The organism is Bradyrhizobium sp. LLZ17 (assembly GCF_041200145.1).
Lineage (GTDB): Bacteria > Pseudomonadota > Alphaproteobacteria > Rhizobiales > Xanthobacteraceae > Bradyrhizobium.
On sequence record NZ_CP165734.1, the window covers coordinates 7,717,741 to 7,740,510 of the forward strand.

Here is a 22,770-nt window from a genome sequence, read left to right on the forward strand (position 1 = left end):
TTAACGCACGAGGATTGGCGGAGTTCAACTGGTGATTTACCGAGTGGCGGTTCCATTATCAGGAACGTGACTCCTTCGCCGTCATTGCGGCGGCAGTTGCTTCAGGGTTGCAGCCGCGAGAGCAGACGTTGTCGATCCTGATCGCGGCGTCGCTGCTCTGCGCGCATCCGTTCGAGTTCGGATTCGGCTTTGGAGGTTTCTTCGTTCTGGCGCTTCATTTCGACGATGAGCGCCTCCTGCTCGGCGAGCCGCCGTTCGCCTTCGACGACATCGCGCTCCACCTGCCTCAACTCGTCGTATATCGCAGTCGCGTACATGGCGATCCTCGCGCGGCCGTGCTGCCAACGCACGTCGGAGAGTAGCTTCCGCCTCTTGCAGTCCGGAGCCGCGGCACATGACGTTCAACTCATCACGCTTCTTGAACGTTCCGGCTGATGCTATTTTTTCCCGAGGTTTGCATGAGAGGTCGCGCGCGCCAACAAGACATCGAGATGCGGCAGGTCAGAGCAGCCACGTCGCCACGAGTCCCGCGCTCGCCGAGAACACGGCGGTGGTGGTGATCCATCCGAGCGCGTTCATCCAGCGCGAGTTCACCTTGTCGCCCATGATCCTGCGGCTGTTGGTCATGAGCATGATGAGCAGCAGCAGCGGCGGGGTCGAAAAGCCCTGGACGATCCCCGACCACACCAGCGCCCGCATCGGATTGAAGCCGAGGAAGTTCAGCACCACGGCGATCGCCGTGAGCCCGGCAATGAACCAATAGAACGCCGGCGCCTCACCGGGACGGGCGTGAAGGCTGGCCTTCCAGCCGAACGCCTGCGCCAGATCGTAGGCCGCACCCGCCGTCATGACCGGCACCGCGAGAAACCCGACGCCGATGATGCCGACGGTGAACAGCACGCTCGCACCCTCGCCGGCAAGCGGACGCAATGCCTCCGCGGCCTGCGCCGCGGTCTCGATATTGGTCTGACCATGGGCGTGGAGCGTGGCGCCGGTCGACATGAGGATGAAATACATCACGGCGTTGGAGAACAGCATGCCGATCAGCACGTCGCGCCGGCTGCGCGCGAGCTCGGAATTGGACGCGCCGATGCGCTGCGACAGGCGGGTCTTGCCGTCCTCGATCTTCTCCTCCACCTGCTGGTTGGATTCCCAGGTGTAGATATAGGCCGACAGCGACGTGCCGATGATCGCGACCACGATGGAGAGGAAGTCGCGATCGAAGCGCACCGTGGGAAGCAACGTTCCCCTCAGGATCTCGCCCGGGTTTGGCCGTGCCAGCAAGGCGGCGGCGACATAGGCGAGCAGCGCCAAAGTGAGCCAGCGGAACACCGAGCGGATCGTGGCATAGGATCCGAACATCTGCAGCGCCAGCAGCGCGGCGGCGACCGCCGCCACGATCCAGGGGATCGGCAGCGCAATGAAGATACCGAGCGCGGCCGCCATGCCGCCGAGATCGGCCGCGGCTTCGATCGTGTTGCCAATGGTCACGCCCACCAGCACGGCCCAGAGCAGCCAGCGCGGATAGAAATCGCGAATGACCTGAAACAGCCCGCGCCCCGAGACCTGCCCGAGCTTGGAGGACAGGTAGACCACGGTGAACATCATCGGCAGCACGACGGGCGCGAGCCACAGGATCGCCGTTCCGAACTGCGCGCCGGCGCTGGCATAGGTGCCGATCGCCGACGGATCGTCGTCGGCCGCCCCCGTGATGATGCCGAGCCCAATCGCCTTTCCGAGACCTTGCTTCTTCTCTGTCTCGTTGTCGCCCGACATCTAGTCCCGTTGCGCTGCCTGCCAGATCCCTTCCTCAAGCGCGCGCCGTGAACAAGGTTCCTGCGCATCGGGGGCGACGAAACACGCCTGAAACAGTACTGAAACCAGATGACCCTGAACTCCGCTGCCGTTCGCCCCGACCAAGAAAGCGAAAAGGAGACAGTCATGATCCAGGTCGGTTCGACGGAAGAAGTCGCGTTGCTGCTGGCGCTGTTCGGCACGCACACCCAGCCCGTCGGCAAGCCGAACCCGGCACCGCGGCACCGCTGAGAGCAAACCCATGCCCGGCCTCGCCGATTGCCTGAGCTTCCTGCGCTTGTTGATTGCCAGGGGAGATCCGAGAGCGATCCCCTTGGCGACAAGCGCCATCGACGACTATCTGGCGATGGCGCCGATCAGCGCCGGCCGGCGCGGCCTGCGCGTGCTGCAGCAGGACGCATGGGAGCTGCATGATTCCGGCGTCGGCGTGCAGCGCTCGTTCGCGGAGACGGTGGACGCTTATATCGAGCGGAGGCTGAAGGAGGAGTAGCGTGACCTCCGCGGACCGCTCTCTCAGTTCTTTTCGTCCGTGCTTGCGGAAGCGAATGAAACAAGGTTCTTCTTGTCTCCAAAGTCGATCTTTAGCTCGACCTGAGCAGACTTAATGTCATCGGCGGAAACGAGGGCCCCAAGGGCCAAACTGGCGCACCCCGTTCCGCTGATGTTCGACGATAAGACGCTTTTGCTCAAAGAAGCAGACCGCTCGCGGTCGCAAGCAAGACCGCGCACGGGTCGCGGGTGGGCAAAAGTACGAAGTCGACATGAGGCGAAGAAGACGTGCCGTTCCGCGTCCGCGGTGAAGAAGGCAGTCAAGAAGGCAGTCAAGAAGGCAGTCAAGAAGGTTGGCAACAGCCGTAAGAAAGTCGAGCGCAAGCTCGGACGCAAGGGGCGATAGGAACTTCCAGTTTCAGGCTCGACTTGTTTGGTGCCGGCCTGCCGCCAATTGGTCGGCTGTAACGGCGGCTCTGGCGCGCGAGTCCCCCCGTCGCGCGCCGGGGCCGCTTCGGTTTTTCCATAAAGAGCTTGACCCGTCGGGCAAAACACTGGCGGGTGGCGTCATCGAAAAGGTGTTCGGTTCGGCCCGCGCGGAGCAGTCTGCCGCGGGATTTTGTTTATCCAGAGCTTTTATGTCGCCTGTTGCACCTTCAGCCGACATTCCAAAGCTGGTGATTGAGGTCAGCTTTTGGCCCAGGCCGTGTGAAAACGTTCTGTTTCCGGTGATTCGCGCGATAGGATTCCCCGCACTTGCGGGGAGGTCCGATGAAGCGCTTTGTTGAAGGGGTGGATCGCGGGCAGAGCATGCTGTTTCCGGCATCGCTCGATGACTATGTGACCGTGGATAATCCGGTGCGAGCGGTCGACGTGTTCGTCGAGAGTCTCGATCTCGGCAAGCTCGGGTTCATCGGCGTGCAGCCATTCGACACGGGCCGACCCAGCTATCACCCCGGTACGATGCTCAAGCTTTACATCTACGGCTATCTCAATCGAGTTCCGTCGAGCCGGCGCTTGGAGCGGGAATGCCAGCGCAATATCGAGATGATTTGGTTGACCGGTCAGCTGACGCCGGATTTCAAGACGATCGCTGACTTCCGCAAGGACAATGGCAAGGCCATTCGTGGGGTCTGTCGCGAGTTCGTCGCGTTGTGCCGAAAGCTTGAGCTGTTCAGTGCCGCGAGCGTCGCCATCGACGGATCAAAATTCAAGGCCGTCAATGCGCGGGACAAGAACTTCACAGAGGCAAAGATGAAGAGGCGTCTGGAGCGCATCGATGAGAGCATCGCCCGCTATCTCTCTCAGCTTGAGACCGCCGATCGGCATGGCGACGCGGTGCCGGAGGCGAAGGTTGAGCGGTTGAATGGCAAGATTGAGAAGCTGAAGGAGGAGGTCATCCGGCTCAACACGATCAATGCGGAGATGATCAAGAGCGAGGACAAGCAGATTTCGCTGACCGATCCCGATGCGCGCTCGATGGCGACGAGTGGCAAGGATACCGGGATCGTTGGCTACAACGTGCAGATCGCAGTTGATACGCAGCATCATCTCATCGTGGCTCACGAAGTGACCAACGTGGGCACCGATCGCCACGAACTCGCTAACATGTCCAGGCAGGCTCGCGATGAGATGTCAGTCGAGACGCTCGAAGTGGTAGCAGACCGTGGCTACTACAATGGAGAGGAGATCAAGGCCTGCGAGGAAGCCGGCATCACGGTGACGTTGCCGAAGCCGATGACTTCCGGCGCGAAAGCTGCCGGCCGCTTCGGCAAACAGGACTTCGTCTACGTAGCGGCCGACGATGTCTATCGCTGTCCCGCCGGCGAGCGACTAAACTATCACTTCACGAACGTAGAAGATGGAAAGGCCCTGCGCCGCTATTGGACAAGCACCTGTAAAACTTGCGCGCTAAAAGCTCAGTGCACGACAGGCCCCGAGCGCCGCATCTCACGCTGGGAGCACGAGGCCGTTCTGGAGAAAGTTCAGCATCGGCTCGACCACAATCCCAACGCAATGGGTGTCCGCCGTCAGACAGTGGAGCATCCGTTCGGCACGATAAAGGGGTGGATGGGAGCAACACACTTTCTCACGAGAGAGCTGCCAAAGGTGGCCACCGAGATGGCGCTCAATGTGCTGGCCTACAACATGAAGCGCGTGATGATGATCGTGGGCATAGGCGGATTGCTGGAAGCGATGCAGGCGTGAGGTCCGCCACCAAATCAGCGCCTAGATGAAGCTTCTGGTTCATCCTAAGACGACAGGGGGGCAATCCCATCGCATAAAAGGCTCGGCGGCGGCGGAAGGCGCCGGTAGGCATCAAGTTGCACGGTTTTCACACGGCCTGGACCCACTCCGGACATCGCGCCTCCTCGCCAAGAGCAATCTGCGCTGCGAGGACCGCGCGTCGGTCACTTCGCGGGAAGACGCAAACTGGCAAGGTCGGTCCCCACGACAATGGTACCAGTAAAGCCGCCCTCCTGGGCTGCGTCCCTGTAATCCGCCTCCGTCAGCGGCTTCCCAGGAACCTTGAAGGGATATTGCTGGGCCGCTCCGATGGGCGGGATCAGGTGCGTTAGGATAAGATATTTCGAACCTGCGCGCTTCGCCATGGCGCCGACATCGGGGGCGGTGCTTTGGCGATAATAGGCATAGGGATACATGTCGCTGCCCTTGCCGGGTCCCATAATAGGATGAATCACTGAATGCACGATGATGTCGGCGCCTTTCGCCAACTTCTCGACTTGGTCAGACGTCGACCAGTTGCGTGGCGGCGCGAGCACGTCGTTCACGGCATCACCGCCGATCACCACGCTCCCCACGGGCGTGTCGACGCGATACGCGACGTTGCCCGGTATGTGCGTCGCCCGAATGGCGCTGACTGTCACATCGCCAGATGTCCAGACGGTTTGTGGCTCCTCGCTCGGCTCGAACGTGATCGTGTTTATCAATTCGGATGGACCGCCCGCGGTGCGATCCTTCACCTCGGAGTGGCGCTGGGCGATCTCTCCGGACTGGATGAATGCATCAGCCAGGTGCGCCACAAACTTTTTGCAGCTGACAATGAAATCCTGTGTTGAAGCGGCGTCCGCACTGCACACGGCGTCAATTTTCGGGCCGGTCCCATGAAACGCCCAACGGCTCTGCACGAGATCGAAAAATCCCTCGGTGTGGTCGCCGTGCATGTGCGTGAAGAACACGGCGTTGATCTGTTCGGTTCCGACTCCCAATTGCGATAGTCGCATCGTAGTGCCGCGGCCGGCATCGAACTGTAATTTCAGGGCGCCGCAGTTATTGCCATCCTCTCCATAGCGCACCAGCGTTCCGGCTGAAGCTAGCCCATTGAACGGTTGTTGCGGGCCGCCAGCGGTGCCGGTCAAGGTCACCGTCATACACGGCGCCGCATGTGCGGTGACTACGCCCGTCAAGTACCCCACGGTGGCCACAAGCACGGTTGCGAACGTAAACCGTTTCATATCCAGCCCTCTTGAACACAGTTTTCCGATGCGACTTCTAAGATTGCCCAAATCACCGCCCTGCGGCAATCCCTTAGAAGAGTCCGCACCTGGCACCTTTGAGACATGCCGACCGACCGGGACGATATCCGTTGTGGGGTGGACCGGACCTCATGCGGACATGCCAAAAACGACGCGAATGACCCGTAGCTGACCTCATCTCCAGCCGCCGCTCTCGGCACATGGGTAATCCACGTCGATACGGGCTATTCGAGCCCGAAAGAAAAGCTGTCAGCCAATGCCGCAGGGGGAACGGGCGGGCAATGCCCTTCTGACCTTATTGCATCGTCAAGTGAACGTTCGAAGATATTGGGGCCCCAAACGATGAAGCGGATGCCACCCGGACGCTTGGGGTACAACGGGCCGAGCTGTCGGTCGTAGCGCGGACCAGCGAGGCTCCCAATGATCCATGCGTTGCGCGGCCAAGGCATGAACATCCAGAGCCTGTTGACGTCCAGCGCATAATTAAACGAGACGGTCAAACTCGTGCTCGCGGCCTTGACGTAAGGATCGGATTTTCCACGATCAACATCGGTGCCGTCCGTATTTCGGTATTCCGCGCCAATGGCCCGAAGTGTGGCATGCATGATCGCAAGCCGCGAATAGATGTTTGCTTCGCCAGTGCTCAAGTCATCGAACAAATGATCAAGCCTTAGGGCAAGAGCCTTGTCGTCCAGCATCGGAAACGGCAGCAGGGATTTGGCCCGTCCCAGATACGCGCGATAGTCGGCGTTCGACACCGGGCCAAACGTGCAATTATCTTGCTCGGCATGCCGGTCTAACAGCGGCGCATAATTGGCAATAATGGCCGAGATGACCACGATTAGGGCGATTGTCTGCTTACCTTTCATCCCACGCCTTTGTCTCACGGAACTGAATACTAGCGCTTTACACGTAAAGATTGCATGTTTCCTAACAGTCCAGATCCACGCTTGCGGGTGATCGAAGGGCCGCCCTTCTGCTGTTGGCCCATCTGCGACCTCGGAGGCCATCCGCTTTTCGACCGGCGTTGGCGGTACACCGGACATCAGGCGGCCAGCTGCTTAGTGAGTACGTGCCCTAGTCCGGCGCCGGACCACGAAATAGTTTGTTAGCTTGTGCGTGTGAAACTTGGAGCGTGCCGATTACCGCCGATTGCGGCACATGGAATGGGAATACCGGCCCCGGCTGTTTTCTCCCAACCCTGCGGCTGGGGCCGTTTGAACTTGCGAGGCATCGTTCACGCCGGTCCACAACCATGTTTAGAGGCATTGCCGTCGCGCTATTTGGGCTGACCATTCTTTCGCAGCTCGATCAGGCGCTCTTCTATGGTCGAAATACTGGCGCTGCACTCGGGCTTGTGCGGGAGATTAGCCGTGGTTTCGGGCTGTAGGTCAGCCGTGCTGCGCTCAATCGGAGCGGCGCGTTCAGGGTCCCTCGACGGCTACTTCTTCAACAGTATCCCTGTCGTTCGCGCCATTCGCCTCACCGATCCGGCGTGGCGGCCCAACTCGGCTGTGATCTTCGATACGCCAGCTCCCTGCCGTGCCAGCTTGGACAATTGCTGGACCTCGCGGTCGGCCCATTGCTTTGGCTTTTGTGTTTTCATGGTGCAGCGCTCAACCTGCCGCCCACTTAACCGGAGCGCCTGGTCGCCGGCACTTGGGAAATTTACGGGTGGTGCCTGCCACCACGAGGCTCAGCACATTGAGGAAGATATCGTCGTGATCGAGGCTGGGCTGGCGCGGTTGGATAGAGCGGCGGCGAGCTAACCTTACCAAGATGTTTTCCTAGACGGAGCGGCAAACCGGGACGAAGATCGCCGCTAGCTGCCATGAAACCCATTGCTGTACGCGACGAAATGATCCTGAAACAAACGCCGTCAACAGCGCAGGGTTTTCGATAAGGCGGAGCTAAACCATCATGAACCGCGAAAGAGATACCATTGCAGTCGGCACCCGCTTCAAGATCAACAAACTTGGAGCGGTTCGCTGCCCAAAACTGGCTAAAAAGGTTGGCATCGTTGTTGGCTTGAGCCGGCAGAGTACCGGCATCACCGTGCTGTTCGATGGCGACGCGAGGCCGAGTTGCTTATACAGGGGCTATATATCTTCAACATCTGCCTGAGCCTGCCTTAAGTCGCTCACCGCTGCCTCGCCAGTGGTCAGGAGCGCTGACACGGCCGTCGGATGTCGGTTTAAGCACGGCTTCGGTGTGGTCGAGAATGGCGGCTTCGGTCGTCGTGATGCTGTAGAGATTGCCCTATGGAGAGCACCGGCTCGCCACCTACTCCAGCTCGATCATTCGGTCCTTGGTGACCCGCAGGCTGCGGAGATAGTAGCCTTGTGCCTGAACGGCTGACTTGATTTCGTGGCTGACCTTGAGAACTCGTTTTCTGCTCTTGCGCCACTTATGCGCAGAGTAAAGCACGGGCACGGCAGAGCCGGTACTTAGAACGAGGAAGTCGCGCTTGTCATTGCGATAGACATCAAACATCTTTCGCCCCCGCTAATCATATTGAACTAAGAATGAAATATGTTTCGGTTGCCTCAATGGACGAGCTTAGTATCGCGAACGGCTGTGGGGTTGTAAATCTGCAACGTCCGGGATTTCTTCAGCGACGTTCCGGATTGGGAACGAACTTGGTGCAAGCTCGGCCGTTGGTATTGATCAAGCTCTTGCGAGCGGTCGGGTGAAGAGGCTACCGAATTCCGCCACAACCGCGTTGGCACATGCGCGAATGCTGGAAATCCCCCGCTGCGATCACTGCGAAGAAGAGTTCGCGCCTGAAGAGTTAACCGTGCTTGAGGCTCCGGCCGGGGATGGCGAGTTGATCTGCGCTCGGTGCATCAAGATCAAGCTCCGTCGAGCTGTCGCGAGGCTGGCGCGTGGTGATAACTGATGAATGCATCAGCGTCGTGTCGGTCGCGGCTACCGTGTATCTGACGCCATGAACTTGTTGGGGCGCAGCACTGTCCACGTTCCATCGGGTTGTTGCTAAAAAGCGGCCAGTGAATAAGTAAGTGCGCACGACTCACCTAAACATGCCGCTGACCATCCGAATGCCCAGAAACAGCAAGCTGTACAAGACCACAGCGAAGATGACCGCATAGATCTTTTGTCTCGTTCCGCGTGACCGCTCCCAATTTGGATACGGCACATTTTCGCAGGAAGTCGGCGAATCCATGTTTATCCCACCGCTCAAAAACCGTCTCTTCGCGAGCGAAGATTGATCGCACTACGCCCGTCGAATAGAGCGCGACCGACCGATGGCCAAATGAGTTAGGTGGGTGCTCAAACCAAAACGCATCCTCTGTTGAATGCTCATACTTGGGCTTGTAGCCATGGAGCATGAGCTGCCTAAATCGCCAGAACGTCTCCGCTCCCGCAGCGCCGATGTGCATTTCGTCAACCAGCGAAAACGAATGGTCTTCCGATGAGGAGCGCATCGCCCGTCCTGTACAATTAATAGTTGCAATTCCGCGCGTCCCTAAATTCTACACGTGCTGGTGCAATCAAAAAGCCAACGATAGAGCTTGCGTACGCCTGCTGAAAAAACGTGAGGGTCGAAAATAGTCCTCGCGGGCCCCCCTACGCCCTTGGGATTGTGCGGTTAGGCGCGGCCCGAGCGGCCGGGCGACCTGCTGCCACGGTTCAAGTCAAGGATGAGAACGGTTTCCCGAAGGCGCAGAACTGCACCTCCTGATCGTGCTTGAGTGGCGCGTTGAAATCGGAAATGCCATTGACGCCAAGCACGACCGCTTCGCCATCGCGCGTCATTACGCGCGCGCGGTCGCCTTCGCGCTCAAGGCGGAGGCGATAACAATTGTATTTCACTAGCCAGCCGGGGCCGTCCGGAACCGCAATGCCCTTCGTGGCCAGGCAAAACTCAAATGAATGCATGAAGGAAGAATAGGCATTCTCGGCTGGTTTGGGAGTGGAGCCTGCCGGGCGCCGGCTTAACCTTCGTTCATGTCGCGGAGCTTGAACCGCAGCTCGTGGACCAATCGATTTACATTCCCCAGTTCGGATAACGATTGTTATACGTCCTATCCAGCGGCGCTGGCTGAGCGGTCGGGAACCGAGGACTGTGCGGTGCGTCGACAAAACCCGGAACAGGATGTGCGACCGGGCTTTGGTTCGTGCGAACACCGGCATGTCGGCGATGTGAGTGAGACGCCGCAGCGGCGCCGGTGGATGCGCACAGAGTGATCAAAAGGCACGCGACCGAAGCAGAACGCATCGCATCCTCCGATTCGCGCGGCTCGCGCATTTGCTCTGGGCTCGCCGATCCGCCGATTGGCTCAAACCGGTCATCGCGGCTTACCCATGGTTCCGGCCGTTCGGGTGCCACGCCTATTCTATCGTTGCATTCACCGTGATGACCGATCTTCCTGAACCGTACGGACCGTTTCCTTGACCATATAGCAAACGTATCGTTGCCATTGTGTCCGCGTGGCTGAACGTCGTTACGTTCAGCTGCCTGAGCGCCCCGTGCGCAGGCTTTTGGGAAACGCCAGAGCTATGCATTCCTCCTGGAATTCGCATCGGAAAATTGCAGTCTCACCCGACTTGACCGCGACGTAGGCCGTCATGTCGACGCCAAACATGGCTGGATTGCTGGTGACCCGGCAGTCGGAGACAGCGAAAGCCGAAACCGGCGTCAAGCTCAGTACGGCTACCTGGTGGGCGCAGTTTAGTCGCCGCCAACATGATTCTTTGTCCGTGCTCGCTGACTGATGCGGTTTGCTAGCTGTGAGCTTTCAGGATAATTCAGTAAATGCATTGCCGCACCCAGTAGCCACCGCTCACCCGTATCCACTGGCATGGGCTTGGAGGTGGCTCCTTGATGATCGGCCAACCGTGGATATCGATATTCGTCGGCGCGGTGATGCCGCGCCAATACACCGCATTCGCTTCGGGGGAACGGAAAACGAGGGCCGCCGCAAAGAGAGGCAATGGCAACGCTGACCAAAAGCAATCGATGCATTGGTTCTATCCGCCAGATGAGTGGTTTCCGATGCTAGCCTGGCTCCGCGACCAAGCCAACAGACGCTACGCCCGGAGATCTCTCAAAATGTCTCCTTATCGCCGTAGACCAGAAGTCGTCGGCAAGCACGCGGAATGAAGCGATTGACCCGGAGCGGATTCCACTGGCGATTTGCGCTAATCTACGCGGCGCGTTCCTTGTCTGAGCTTTCCTCAACGCTGGTCGCGGTTTCTTCCAATCTCTTTTGGTAGCCGCCTGTGAACCTCTCGACATTATCTGCCCACATCCTCGGGAGCGAGACTTGAAAGTGCATAATCGGCTTCAAGGCGTTCACGCCAAGCGCTGTCGCCGCGGCAATGCGCCTTTGCGGGTCGCGCGCGAGAAGGTTTGCGTTGGCGCCTTTGTCTGCCATGCTCTTCTCCTTACGTTGTCCAGCTTTGGGGAGAGTTCGTCGGCATCAAATCCTACAAGGCAGTCCTAGGCCAGACGATTCAAATCCCTCATGTGGTCGCTCGCGCGGTTGCTCGTTCTCCATGACCATACAGCCCGCCTCTAAGCTTGTGGGAGACAGCGCGCGTTCGCCGTCTTCACTGGCGAGTCTCATCTTTCTTTCGCCTAACGAGGAGGGTGAACGCTTGCGCATCTCCAGGTCCAGAAGGAAATCTGGTCGGATTGCCGTCCATCGCGCGTCCGCATGATGCGCAGCATGCTCGGGAACCCGGCGGCGGCGACTTCAACGGTCTCCACTCACGCAAATATAACGTGAGGTGCAGTTCTACGCCTTATTCTTGCCCCCGACTGCGACGACGTGAGCGACATCCGGCTGCAATGCGAAAGGCCAAACTCGCAGAATCCTTGCTAGGCGCGTGGATGGCATCTTCCTATCTGACTTTGACGGGGAGAACGGCCCGACCTTTATCGCCACGCCTGCCAGATAGGTCTTCGAGCCGCAAGCGCGGTCGGAGAAGGAGGAAAGAAGTTACATGACAAACGTACCTAAGATCGCCGGCCACTATTGGGCAAAGTGGCGCACGGCACGAGAGACGCCGCGGAACTGGTGCCATCCGACCATTGGGAGGTGGTGCAGGTTTTTGAGAACCGCCTCGATCGCGACGAGGACGAATTTTTGATGGTCAGCGTTCCCGGCGTCGAGCGTAGCCAGTCTATCAAACATTTCATCTTGGGGGCTGGGCCGCCATTTCATCTTGGGGGCTGGGCCGCTGGCAGAGCCCCCGACCACTGCGAGCTCGTCCGAAACGCGGTTGCCTCTTTTGAGGCTCGTTGCTAGCAAATCAACTTAGCCCAGCAGGTTAAAACAGCCGAGCGCGGGGACCAGGACCGGGCTGTTCCGTCTGATCACAGACCTGAACTTGTTGAGCGCGCGGATGGCATAGCCGAGCCCCGGCGCATTTGTTAGGTGGCAGAAGGCGACCTTCTTCACATAACCATCGACATGCCATGCGACGCGAGTACCGTTGCGGAAGAAGACAACGTCACCGACGCCGTAGCGTTTCGGCGGCATACTGTCGCCTTCGAGCACGATCGATCCTTCCAGGATCATGATGGTTTCGTCAAAGTCATAGTGCCAGTTGAAGCGACCCTCGGTGCACGACCAGATCAGGGTCCAAGCAGTCTTGCATCCGCTCGTCGACAAAACGCGCGAGCGAGCTTCCGGATTTCCTTCAATGATCCACGATGGTTCGATCGGTGAGGGCTCCAGATCAACATTGCAATGCGTCGTGTCGAAAGCTGCGAGCGGCATCGGTCTCACCTCCCACTGAATTTATACTGCAGTCTGCCGAGTTTTCCCGACACTCGCAAAGTCCGGCTTCCCGCCGGGGATGTGAAGAGCCAACTTGTCGCAGAGCCACCCGGGCGAGTTCCGAAAGTGGTACCTCTCCGTATGCGCTTTGGATTCACGTACGTTAATGCCGGGCCGTCGCGCTTGGGTGGACCATCAAGCAAGCCTGCCGCGTCGCGTGCTGGCAGGCCTTTGGCCCCAGCGCGCGCCTCCCTGCTAGGAACCTGCCGCTGGGGCCTTCTCACGCGGGACCCGCATTGGATTACGAGGGTGGACGAGACGATAATCCGCAATCCATCAGAGCTTGCGACGTCCATGAATTCGCGGGCCGCATCCCGACGGGACACGACACCATGTATCCAGAAGTCAACATTGCAGCCATCGACCCGCCGATGCCGGCGCCACCTCGGGGCTCCGACCTGCTCGGCGTCGCATTCCTTGCTACTGCCGCCGTTTTCATGACCGCCTGGATCGGTGGCCTGATCTGGAGCGGAGCAGCATTGGTGTTCTGGCTGATACCTAGAAGTAGTGGGCGAGTTGCGCGGCTTTAATGGCGCCGCAGACGATCATTCCCCAAAGCGCAATGCTGATCTGGATGGCGTCCAGCATGTCCCGTTCCCCCGTGAACTAATTGTTGGGTTTTTTGATTAGAGCCGCGAAGTCGCAAGCAGGGCTCAGGCTACAGGCGCCGAGGGTACCGGAGCGATTCCGGATAACTACGGTGCGGGATACTGTCCTACTAAATCGGACGGAAGCCCGGCATCCCCCAGCCCGCGCCGCGCGAGCATCCTCGTCTATAGCGACAGCAGAAACCCAGCTGCGTGCGACCAAACTGAGACTGGATGCGGCGCACACGCCTATGTCGCAGCGAGTCTGCGGCACAGACTAACGGAAGGTAACAATTCACCTAACTGCGCATGAAGCCTTCGCACTCGCCTTCGGCCCAGGCAAGTGCGTTCTCGAGTGGCTCGCCTTGCGCGTAACGTAGCGCCATCTTGGTCATCGTCGCGCGCGTGTAGATCTGCTGCGCAACCTTCGGCGGAGCGGGCCACCCCGCAATCGATAGGCTCTGCTGCTTGAAGGGGTTAGCATAATGGTAAAGGGTACCTTTTGGTGGCTCCGCTGCTGCCCATACGGGCAGCGTGGTCACCTTTTCATAGGCTGGCACCTCATAGCCGGCGCTGGCGATCACAAGTTGCTCAATTGATAACGGCAGCGACAAATGCGCAAGCAGGCTTTTTGCTGCTTCCTTGTTCTTCGAAAACGCCCATATGGTCCAAAAGGCGGGGAGATAGGGCGCGAAGCGACCCTTAGGGCCAGCCGGGAATCCATCGGTCCATAATTGTTCGGCAACTCGAGGCGCGTCGCGCTTGGCAACTGCCCACGCACTCGGCGGATTACAGATTAGCGCGCCTTTGCCTGAGATCAGCCATTTGTTGTTTGACGAATCGTCCCATGCGCCCGCGTCTGGCGGCAGGAAAGCAAGCAGCCGCTTGTAGAATTCCAGCGCCTCCCGTACCTCGTCGGTCCTAACAGTGAGATTGCCGTCAGCGTCGACTAGATGAGCGCCGAATGACTCAAAGATAGCCCCGGCTGTACACACGCTATCGTTGGTGTCGCCCAGTCCAATTCCGAACGGGAAGCCGGCCTTGTGGCAGTCTTTCGCTGCCTTCAGGAACGTATCCATCGTCCAATCTTCGGCTTTCGGCGGCAAGCCTGCCGGATACATCGCCTGCACATCAATTTTGGCATGCTCCTTCAGCAAGTCGATCCGGGAGCAGGGGGGCTGAAGCTGGCTGCCTTGGCACGCGGGAACGCCGATCCATCTACCGTTAGCCTGAGCGAGATATCTGACCGTTCCGTTCACGTCGCCGTTTTGCTTGAGAACCGGCTCCATCACGTCGTCAACGGGTTCGAGCAATTCGGCAAAACCCTGCGGCGACCATGTCGCTAGACGCAGAATATCGTGACCGGTTTTCGCTTGTGCCTCGGCTTGGCTGGTTAGGAGCAGCTTGTTACCCTGGCTCCTCGACCTTTTCCCTCTCTGCCCATTCCCTGACGAGATCCGTCGAGGCTTTGTTTGCTCCCGGTACCCAGTGATCCCAGAAGCCTATGGTCAGCTTGCCAGCCGCGTAGGCACCATGAACATACGGAGCGGTGATGAGCGTTGCTGATGTGGTCGCGGCGGCAGCGACGAATTCTCGTCGAGATAGTCTCATTGGCTTGCTCCCCGGGTTGACGGCGCTTCTGCGCTGCACTGACCGCGCGACAGGGGGGATGCTCTTGAGTGCTATTTAGCCGCGACTTTCGCCTGTGGCAGCTCCTAAGCCAAGCGGTCATCTAAAGCTCAAAGCTGAGCTGCAGCAAGCAAAGTTATCCGTCAACCACTCTGTCGCAACCCTGTTAGTGGTCGCGCCATCCTCTCGCGCCAAGTAAAGGCTGTCGCGTAACCAACCAACCTCCGGAGCTTGAGAAGCAGAGCTTATGGAGGTCGTTTGCGTAATCTAATTGACGCTCAGACATTGCAGGGTATGGATGAACTTCGGAGCATCGCGGCGAAACAGACTCAATCTCACCCCGCAGAATCGTCGCGACCAGACTGAGCCTGACCAGTTCCAGAATTAACCCGTAGCACGGACATCAATCTTAATGTGAGGCTTTGATTGCAGCGGCGCATTGGGGCGTTAGGTTTCCGCACCGGACATTGCCCCGTCCGGGTTCACCATGGCGAAGCCGTCGCGCCATCATTTTCGACGCGGCGGCTTCGTTCGGTGGCAACGCGCGAGTATCATTTTGAAGAGGCCGTCGAAACACGAGACGCTCGATCTCAGCGAGATGCGGCGGCAGATCACGGCCCTGCGATCCCGGCACTCGGAAAATCTACGCATCACCTATCTGTTGAACAGGCTGCTGATCAAGATTGCATATCTCAGTGAACCGGGGAGCGCAGCTCACGCGGAGCAACTGCGCGAAGCGTTCGCCAGAACGATGGCGGATGTCGCGAAACACATCCGGGAAAACGACCGCAAGCCGTCCGGAAAGACTAACAAATAGATCAAACCAAGCCGACCAAAGCTCCCGCCGTTCTCACGTCGGCTGTTGGCGGTAGACCGGATGCGGCATAGCACTCGCGTTGGTCGCCGCTTCTGAGCCACAACAGAAGCGGTTCTTCCACGTTGAGCGGTGCTCGCCCTCCGCACGCACAGAGGCCGGTGACTATCCGTTCACCAGTGGACACCCGCCATCTTTCAATGGACGAAAGGCTTCTGCTGCCGGGATGGTGGCCCGCAGTTTGTAGAAGTCGCCGAAGTATCTCGATTCGGCGGGTGGTTTTACCTCAAACAGATACATTTCGTGGATTTTGCGTCCGTCGGCCCGAATGATTCCTTTGCCGTACAGGCGGTCGTCGGTCGGAATCTCCTTCATTTTGGCGGCGACGGCGCGGCCATCGGCGTCAGATTTTAGCGCCTCGACTGTTTTGAGATAGTGGGTCACTGCCGAATAGACACCCGCCTGGGCCGATGTGGGGACCTTGCCCGGCCGCTCAACCTGCCAGCGCTTCGTCCAGATGCGGTTGTTGTCGTTCATGTCCCAATACCAGGCTTCGGTTAAAACGACGCCCTGCGTTGTCGGCAGACCAAGCGCGGCGATGTCGCTCACCCACAACAACAGACCTGCGATATTCTGCCCGCCTTTGACGACTCCAAACTCCGCCGCCTGTTTAATCGCGTTTGTGGCGTCGCCGCCCGCGTTAGCGAGACCGATCACTTTAGCCTTGGAGGCTTGTGCCTGGAGCAGAAATGACGAAAAATCACTGGTGTTAATCGGCACCCGGACCTTGCCCAGCACTTTCCCGCCATTGGCTTCCACGACCGCCGCAGCATCGCGTTCAAGAGCATAGCCGAACGCATAATCGGCGGTGACGAAGAACCAAGTATCGCCACCCGTCTGTACCGTCGCCTTCCCGGTACTATTGGCGAGCGCCCAGGTATCGTAGACCCAATGAATTGTATTCGTGTTGCACTTTGGACCGGTGAGGTCCGACGTCGCCGCGCCCGTTACCAGGAACAGCTTGTTCTTTTGGTGGGCGATCTCACTCACTGCCAGGGAAACGCCGGAATTCATGCCGTCAACGATCACATCGACCTTCTCGACATCGAACCATCTGTTGGCGATGCTGGCGCCAACGTCAGGTTTATTTTGCATGTCGGCGCTGACGATTTCTACTTTCATCCCCTTGGCAGCCGCACCAAAATCTTCGATCGCGAGCTTTGCGGCCACGACCGATCCGGGCCCGCCGATGTCCGAATAAATGCCCGACATATCTGTCAATATGCCGATCTTGACGATGTCATCGGTATATTGCGCGTTGGCCGAATTGTTCAGGAGAGCGGCCGCAATCGTGATCACACCGAAAATCATTTTCATGTGCTACCCCGTAAGTACGCCGACACGCACATTATCAAGTTATTTGACCTGTGTGAAACGCTTTGCGGTGGCTTTTTCCTTTGAGACATTAATGGGGGAGCGAACTGGATTCAGCACGCTTTCACCGAACGAACGTTAGGCGCGCCGCCTGCTGTCTTGGTTTGAGCGACAGAGCCCCCAGAATGTGCTAAACTGACCTAAGCGCGGCCTTCAGGGAGGCACGGCATGGTTGAGTCCAGAAAACTCGCGGCGATACTGGCCGCAGACGTTGTTGGGTTCAGTCGGCTAACGGGAGCTGACGAGGACCGTACCCTGGCAAGGCTGCGTGCACTTCGAAGCGACCTGATTGATCCAACAATCGCAGTTCACGCAGGTCGCGTGGTGAAGCGGACCGGCGACGGAGCTATTGTCGAATTTCGAAGCGTCGTCGATGCCGTCCGTTGCGCCATCGAGATCCAGAACTCAATGATCGAGCGCAACGTCGGTTTGCGGCAGGAACAGCGGATCGAGTTTCGTATCGGCATTCATCTGGGCGATGTTGTGGAGGAGAGCGATGGCGATCTGATGGGCGATGGCGTCAACATCGCGGCGCGACTGCAAGCCGTCGCCCAACCAAGAGCGATATGTCTCTCGGAAGACGCCTACCGACAGGTAAGGTCACGGCTCAATCTTGCAATCAGCGATCTTGGAGAGACTCTGCTGAAGAACATCGCCGACCCGGTACACGTGTATTCAGTTCAGTTCGGGAACGGGATTGTAAAGGCGGCTGCGCTAGGCGATGCGATATCTAACGTGCCCGCATTGTCCTCCCCTGATAAGCCATCAATCGCAGTCCTACCCTTTCAGAATATGAGCGGCGATCCAGAACAGGTCTATTTTGCGGATGGGATCGTCGAAGAGATCATAACGGCACTCTCGCATTTTCGCTGGCTTTCGGTAATCGCACGCAATTCGAGCTTTACCTATAAGGGTAAGAGCGTGGATGTGAAGCAGATCGGGCGGGAGCTCGGTGCCCGCTATGTGCTCGAGGGCAGCGTTCGCAAATCGGGCGATCGAGTGAGGATTACCGGGCAGATGATCGACGCCTCCACAGGAACCCACTTGTGGGCTGATCGGTTCGATGGCGCGTTGGAGGACATCTTCGATCTTCAGGACTGCGTCACAGCGAAGGTCGTCGGGGAGATCGCGCCGAGGCTTGAGCAGGTCGAAATTGACCGAGCCAAACGTAAGCAGACCGAAAATTTGGACGCCTACGATTACTATCTACGCGGGCTGGCGAGCCTGCACGAATGGACCAGAGATTCCAACACTGAAGCTCTGCGGCTGTTTTTCCGGGCTAACGAGCTCGACCCAAGTTTTGCGTCGGCTTATGGCTTGGCCGCTATGTGCTACGTCTGGCGCAAGGTGAACGGCTGGATTGTCGATCCCACTCAAGAAGTCGCGGAGGCGGAGCGATTAGGACGGCTCGCTGTGGAGTTTGGGCCTGACGATGCGGTCGCATTGTCAGGCGGGGGATATGCACTCGTCTTTGTCGCGCATGACCTCAATGATGGACCTGCTTTCATCGAGCGGGCGCTCGCGCTCAATCCCAATTTGGCATGGGCCCTGTTCTCGAGTGGATGGACCAAAGCCTTCCTGGGCGATCCCGAAGGCGCAATCGCCCAGCTCACTCGTGCGATACTCCTTTCGCCGCTGGATCCACATGGCTTCCGGGCGAAAGGCGGCATTGCCTTCGCTCACTTTCTCGCCAGCCGGTACGAGGAAGCGATCACATGGGCGGAAGCGGCTTTACGGCAACGCCCCACCTATTTGGCATCCATTCGCGATCTGGCGGCGGCCAACGCGCTTGCCGGTCGCATTCCAGATGCGCAAAAGGCCATGTCGCGCTTGCGCAAGCTGGACCCTGCTAAGCGCGTTTCCGCAGTCAAGGATTGGGTCCCACTTCGCAGACCCGACGATCTTAAACGATTGGAGGAAGGCCTGCGGCGGGCAGGGCTTCCGGAATGAGAGGGCCCGGGGGCGGCGGAATTTTCCGCTGTTGGGCTCTTTTCCGAAGTGGCTGATGCAGATCACGGCGACTGCGGTATTGTAGGTTGAGACATGGCATGCTCGTTGTGTGGCGACCCTGGCTAGCTTATCGCGGCAGGGCAGGAGCACGGCCGGACCGTCCCATTCGCGGACTATGGCGGCAGACTTAGCGAAAGTCATCCATAGAGAATATCCGGCTCGGCCGAGCGTCGGCGAGGCGTACCTCGAAGCTGCCGCAGACCGAGTGACTTTCCGTCATGGGTGTGAACATGTCGAATATCAGCAGTCGCCCCGACATTGCTGCGAGCCGCCCTAGCACCGCTGCGGCGCGTCGTGTTCGAGGCTGGGCAAATGCGAAAATCAAAATGTAGAAGCGGACAGTTAGAGGCGCGCGGATTTGAATAACTCGCGCGCCTCTACAGCACGTTCACGACTCGGCTTCGGCTGAACGGCGGTTCAGAACGGCCTCCAGCGACGCGGATTGTGCCGGTAATGATCGTAGTCGTGGTCGCAGTCATCGTAACCATAACCATAGTAGCCGGGGCCGCCGAGGACGATAGTTACACCACCCCGATGGTGCGAGCCGCCAAACTCATATGCGGAGGCTGAGGTTGGGGCCAAAGCAGCCGCGCCCAATAAGACTGCGGCAACTGCAAGAAGTGAGAATTTGCGCAACATAGATCGTTCCTTTCTGATAGCTGGTCGATGTCGTTATCGACCACCGCAGCATGGAGGATGGGAGGACTGTCAGACTGTGACTTCAGACACGTTTGGTTTGCGCTGAGCGAGGGCAAGCCCTAATTGTCGTCCGGTGGTTTGGGAATACACGACAGACAACTCACGCCGTCCCGGCCTTCCTTTCTCCTGCACGCAGCCGCGCCAGCGCAGCAGCAACGGATTCACCGCTCGGGAGGGGGCTCCTGCAGTTAGTTCTGGAGCAGAAACCCCTTGGCGGGCCGCTTTCATGTCGAACGCCCGACCTGTTGGCGATGTGAACAATCCGCGCTTCATGGGGCCGCTCTATCCTCCTAACGTCCGCTCGTGGCCCAGGCCGTGTGAAAACCGTGCAACTTGATGCCTACCGGCGCCTTCCGCCGCCGCCGAGCCTTTTATGCGATGGGATTGCCCCCCTGTCGTCTTAGGATGAACCAGAAGCTTCATCTAGGCGCTGATTTGGTGGCGGACCTCACGCCTGCATCGCTTCCAGCAATCCGCCTATGCCCACGATCATCATCACGCGCTTCATGTTGTAGGCCAGCACATTGAGCGCCATCTCGGTGGCCACCTTTGGCAGCTCTCTCGTGAGAAAGTGTGTTGCTCCCATCCACCCCTTTATCGTGCCGAACGGATGCTCCACTGTCTGACGGCGGACACCCATTGCGTTGGGATTGTGGTCGAGCCGATGCTGAACTTTCTCCAGAACGGCCTCGTGCTCCCAGCGTGAGATGCGGCGCTCGGGGCCTGTCGTGCACTGAGCTTTTAGCGCGCAAGTTTTACAGGTGCTTGTCCAATAGCGGCGCAGGGCCTTTCCATCTTCTACGTTCGTGAAGTGATAGTTTAGTCGCTCGCCGGCGGGACAGCGATAGACATCGTCGGCCGCTACGTAGACGAAGTCCTGTTTGCCGAAGCGGCCGGCAGCTTTCGCGCCGGAAGTCATCGGCTTCGGCAACGTCACCGTGATGCCGGCTTCCTCGCAGGCCTTGATCTCCTCTCCATTGTAGTAGCCACGGTCTGCTACCACTTCGAGCGTCTCGACTGACATCTCATCGCGAGCCTGCCTGGACATGTTAGCGAGTTCGTGGCGATCGGTGCCCACGTTGGTCACTTCGTGAGCCACGATGAGATGATGCTGCGTATCAACTGCGATCTGCACGTTGTAGCCAACGATCCCGGTATCCTTGCCACTCGTCGCCATCGAGCGCGCATCGGGATCGGTCAGCGAAATCTGCTTGTCCTCGCTCTTGATCATCTCCGCATTGATCGTGTTGAGCCGGATGACCTCCTCCTTCAGCTTCTCAATCTTGCCATTCAACCGCTCAACCTTCGGCCTCCGGCACCGCGTCGCCATGCCGATCGGCGGTCTCAAGCTGAGAGAGATAGCGGGCGATGCTCTCATCGATGCGCTCCAGACGCCTCTTCATCTTTGCCTCTGTGAAGTTCTTGTCCCGCGCATTGACGGCCTTGAATTTTGATCCGTCGATGGCGACGCTCGCGGCACTGAACAGCTCAAGCTTTCGGCACAACGCGACGAACTCGCGACAGACCCCACGAATGGCCTTGCCATTGTCCTTGCGGAAGTCAGCGATCGTCTTGAAATCCGGCGTCAGCTGACCGGTCAACCAAATCATCTCGATATTGCGCTGGCATTCCCGCTCCAAGCGCCGGCTCGACGGAACTCGATTGAGATAGCCGTAGATGTAAAGCTTGAGCATCGTACCGGGGTGATAGCTGGGTCGGCCCGTGTCGAATGGCTGCACGCCGATGAACCCGAGCTTGCCGAGATCGAGACTCTCGACGAACACGTCGACCGCTCGCACTGGATTATCCACGGTCACATAGTCATCGAGCGATGCCGGAAACAGCATGCTCTGCCCGCGATCCACCCCTTCAACAAAGCGCTTCATCGGACCTCCCCGCAAGTGCGGGGAATCCTATCGCGCGAATCACCGGAAACAGAACGTTTTCACACGGCCTGGGCCCAAGGCCGACATAGATCCGGTCGGCACGCTGCGTCGCCTTTCGAGTAAAGCGGACAGTCAGGTCTATTCTAGTTTGACACGTCGGGCAAAACACCGTCAGAATGACATCATCGAAACGAGTTTGGTTCGCCCGCGCCGGAAGCATCCGCCGCGGGTTTTTTCGTTTCGGTTTCGAGATCGGACGGCGTCCCGCGCATCGCGGCCTCGCCCTCGTTGAAACGCGTTCATGGAGCGCCGATGGGCGTGCCGCCGTCCGAACCATTGCTGGCCGTACACGCGCGAACGTGGCGGCCCTCGGCGTGAGCGCTGTTCGCTCGCGCCGCTGCGGCCTCCGGACACACGGAGATAGGGTTCGCGCTCGAAACGATCGCGCCTCGTCGCGCGATCTGCCGCATTCTTGCTTTGATGAAATGATGACGGGGCAGCTGAGATTGCTCGCGACTGCAGGCCTGATCGATTGGCCTGTGGGGAATATCCTCATGAGCGACGATATTTAATGGCTGCGTGAAGATGCTTCCGTCCACCTGCCCGCCGTCAGGCAGGCGTGCGAAAGCACGGGCGCTGACCGCAATTCCACCGCTGGCGCGCAGCCGCACCAGAACAGCCATCAAGGTTCTCGTTGGGATCGTGCGCAGCGGTGATGCCGGCGTCGCGCGTGTCCCCGGGTCGCGTTAGAAGGATGCGAGCGCACGTTGTGCCGGGTCTTGCTGCGTCTAGGGAATGGCACAGCATTGTTTCGGACACGACGGACAATCCGGTGTCGGCCAATAATTTCATCAAGGCCGGTTATCGGCTCTATGAACCGATGTGCCCTGGGCTTGGTCGAATTCGCTGTATTGGAGAAAGTGGCTCAAATAGACACGGAATTGTGGGGTTTCCCGTGAGGCGGAACGTCACTTCTGCATCGGAATAATCTATACGATCGAAACGGCCCGGCAGCTTGATTGCTGCCGGGCCGTTTTGGCGTTTCGAGAGAGCGTTGATCAGGTACTTGCGCAGGCCGCGGTGCCGGGCTTTAACTTTCGT

At 58.8% G+C, this 22,770-nt stretch carries 15 protein-coding genes and 4 pseudogenes; 7 read left to right on the forward strand and 12 right to left on the reverse strand.

Annotated features, from left to right (window positions below):
• Window positions 1-101 precede the first annotated feature (101 nt).
• Window positions 102-317 carry a hypothetical protein gene (locus AB8Z38_RS36740; protein WP_369722407.1) on the reverse strand — a complete coding sequence of 72 codons (216 nt, stop codon included), beginning with the start codon at window positions 315-317 and terminating at the stop codon, window positions 102-104.
• Between the two features lie 184 nt (window positions 318-501).
• Window positions 502-1,776 (reverse strand): Nramp family divalent metal transporter, encoded by a 1,275-nt coding sequence (locus tag AB8Z38_RS36745; RefSeq protein WP_369722409.1) that lies wholly within the window; start codon window positions 1,774-1,776, stop codon window positions 502-504.
• Window positions 1,777-2,056: 280 nt separating this feature from the next.
• Between AB8Z38_RS36745 and AB8Z38_RS36750 the strand changes: the two genes are divergently transcribed.
• The 3 genes and pseudogenes from AB8Z38_RS36750 to AB8Z38_RS36760 all read left to right on the forward strand — a co-directional run bounded on the left by AB8Z38_RS36750 (window position 2,057) and on the right by AB8Z38_RS36760 (window position 4,512).
• Complete coding sequence (locus AB8Z38_RS36750) at window positions 2,057-2,305, forward strand: hypothetical protein (protein ID WP_369722410.1); 249 nt, start codon at window positions 2,057-2,059, stop codon at window positions 2,303-2,305.
• A 181-nt stretch (window positions 2,306-2,486) separates the two neighbouring features.
• A pseudogene (locus AB8Z38_RS36755) lies at window positions 2,487-2,710 on the forward strand (DUF3606 domain-containing protein).
• Between the two features lie 365 nt (window positions 2,711-3,075).
• Entirely contained in the window at window positions 3,076-4,512 is a 1,437-nt protein-coding gene (locus tag AB8Z38_RS36760; protein WP_369722411.1) for an IS1182 family transposase, read from the forward strand.
• 203 nt (window positions 4,513-4,715) lie between these two features.
• On the opposite strand, the gene AB8Z38_RS36765 is transcribed toward AB8Z38_RS36760, so the two are convergent.
• Both AB8Z38_RS36765 and AB8Z38_RS36770 read right to left on the reverse strand, forming a co-directional pair.
• Window positions 4,716-5,780 (reverse strand): MBL fold metallo-hydrolase, encoded by a 1,065-nt coding sequence (locus AB8Z38_RS36765; protein ID WP_369722412.1) that lies wholly within the window; start codon window positions 5,778-5,780, stop codon window positions 4,716-4,718.
• A gap of 245 nt (window positions 5,781-6,025) precedes the next feature.
• Window positions 6,026-6,670, reverse strand: a complete 645-nt coding sequence (locus AB8Z38_RS36770; protein WP_369722413.1) for a hypothetical protein — start codon at window positions 6,668-6,670, stop codon at window positions 6,026-6,028.
• A gap of 1,051 nt (window positions 6,671-7,721) precedes the next feature.
• On the opposite strand from AB8Z38_RS36770, the gene AB8Z38_RS36775 reads away from it, so the two are divergent.
• Complete coding sequence (locus AB8Z38_RS36775) at window positions 7,722-7,925, forward strand: hypothetical protein (RefSeq protein WP_369722414.1); 204 nt, start codon at window positions 7,722-7,724, stop codon at window positions 7,923-7,925.
• Window positions 7,926-8,084: 159 nt separating this feature from the next.
• Here AB8Z38_RS36775 and AB8Z38_RS36780 read toward each other — a convergent pair whose 3' ends face one another.
• The 5 genes and pseudogenes from AB8Z38_RS36780 to AB8Z38_RS36800 form a co-directional block, all read right to left on the reverse strand.
• Entirely contained in the window at window positions 8,085-8,294 is a 210-nt protein-coding gene (locus tag AB8Z38_RS36780) for a hypothetical protein (protein WP_369722415.1), read from the reverse strand.
• Window positions 8,295-9,452: 1,158 nt separating this feature from the next.
• Window positions 9,453-9,578, reverse strand: coding sequence for a hypothetical protein (locus AB8Z38_RS36785; RefSeq protein WP_369722416.1), 126 nt, complete (start codon window positions 9,576-9,578; stop codon window positions 9,453-9,455).
• Window positions 9,579-10,969: 1,391 nt separating this feature from the next.
• Complete coding sequence (locus AB8Z38_RS36790; RefSeq protein ID WP_369722418.1) at window positions 10,970-11,200, reverse strand: hypothetical protein; 231 nt, start codon at window positions 11,198-11,200, stop codon at window positions 10,970-10,972.
• 885 nt (window positions 11,201-12,085) lie between these two features.
• Complete coding sequence (locus AB8Z38_RS36795) at window positions 12,086-12,550, reverse strand: cupin domain-containing protein (protein WP_369722419.1); 465 nt, start codon at window positions 12,548-12,550, stop codon at window positions 12,086-12,088.
• A gap of 946 nt (window positions 12,551-13,496) precedes the next feature.
• Window positions 13,497-14,808: pseudogene (locus tag AB8Z38_RS36800) on the reverse strand (ABC transporter substrate-binding protein).
• A gap of 505 nt (window positions 14,809-15,313) precedes the next feature.
• On the opposite strand from AB8Z38_RS36800, the gene AB8Z38_RS36805 reads away from it, so the two are divergent.
• Window positions 15,314-15,643 carry a hypothetical protein gene (locus tag AB8Z38_RS36805; protein ID WP_369722420.1) on the forward strand — a complete coding sequence of 110 codons (330 nt, stop codon included), beginning with the start codon at window positions 15,314-15,316 and terminating at the stop codon, window positions 15,641-15,643.
• Between the two features lie 162 nt (window positions 15,644-15,805).
• Here the strand turns inward: AB8Z38_RS36805 and AB8Z38_RS36810 are convergent, their stop codons facing one another.
• Complete coding sequence (locus AB8Z38_RS36810) at window positions 15,806-17,011, reverse strand: ABC transporter substrate-binding protein (protein ID WP_369726704.1); 1,206 nt, start codon at window positions 17,009-17,011, stop codon at window positions 15,806-15,808.
• Window positions 17,012-17,242: 231 nt separating this feature from the next.
• On the opposite strand from AB8Z38_RS36810, the gene AB8Z38_RS36815 reads away from it, so the two are divergent.
• Entirely contained in the window at window positions 17,243-19,024 is a 1,782-nt protein-coding gene (locus AB8Z38_RS36815; protein WP_369722421.1) for an adenylate/guanylate cyclase domain-containing protein, read from the forward strand.
• 1,207 nt (window positions 19,025-20,231) lie between these two features.
• On the opposite strand, the pseudogene AB8Z38_RS36820 reads toward AB8Z38_RS36815, so the two are convergent.
• Window positions 20,232-21,669, reverse strand: a pseudogene (locus AB8Z38_RS36820) (IS1182 family transposase).
• Window positions 21,670-21,968: 299 nt separating this feature from the next.
• Entirely contained in the window at window positions 21,969-22,352 is a 384-nt protein-coding gene (locus AB8Z38_RS36825; RefSeq protein WP_369722422.1) for a hypothetical protein, read from the reverse strand.
• Between the two features lie 113 nt (window positions 22,353-22,465).
• On the opposite strand from AB8Z38_RS36825, the pseudogene AB8Z38_RS36830 reads away from it, so the two are divergent.
• Window positions 22,466-22,602: pseudogene (locus AB8Z38_RS36830) on the forward strand (GNAT family N-acetyltransferase); the annotation flags it as partial.
• Window positions 22,603-22,770: the final 168 nt, after the last annotated feature.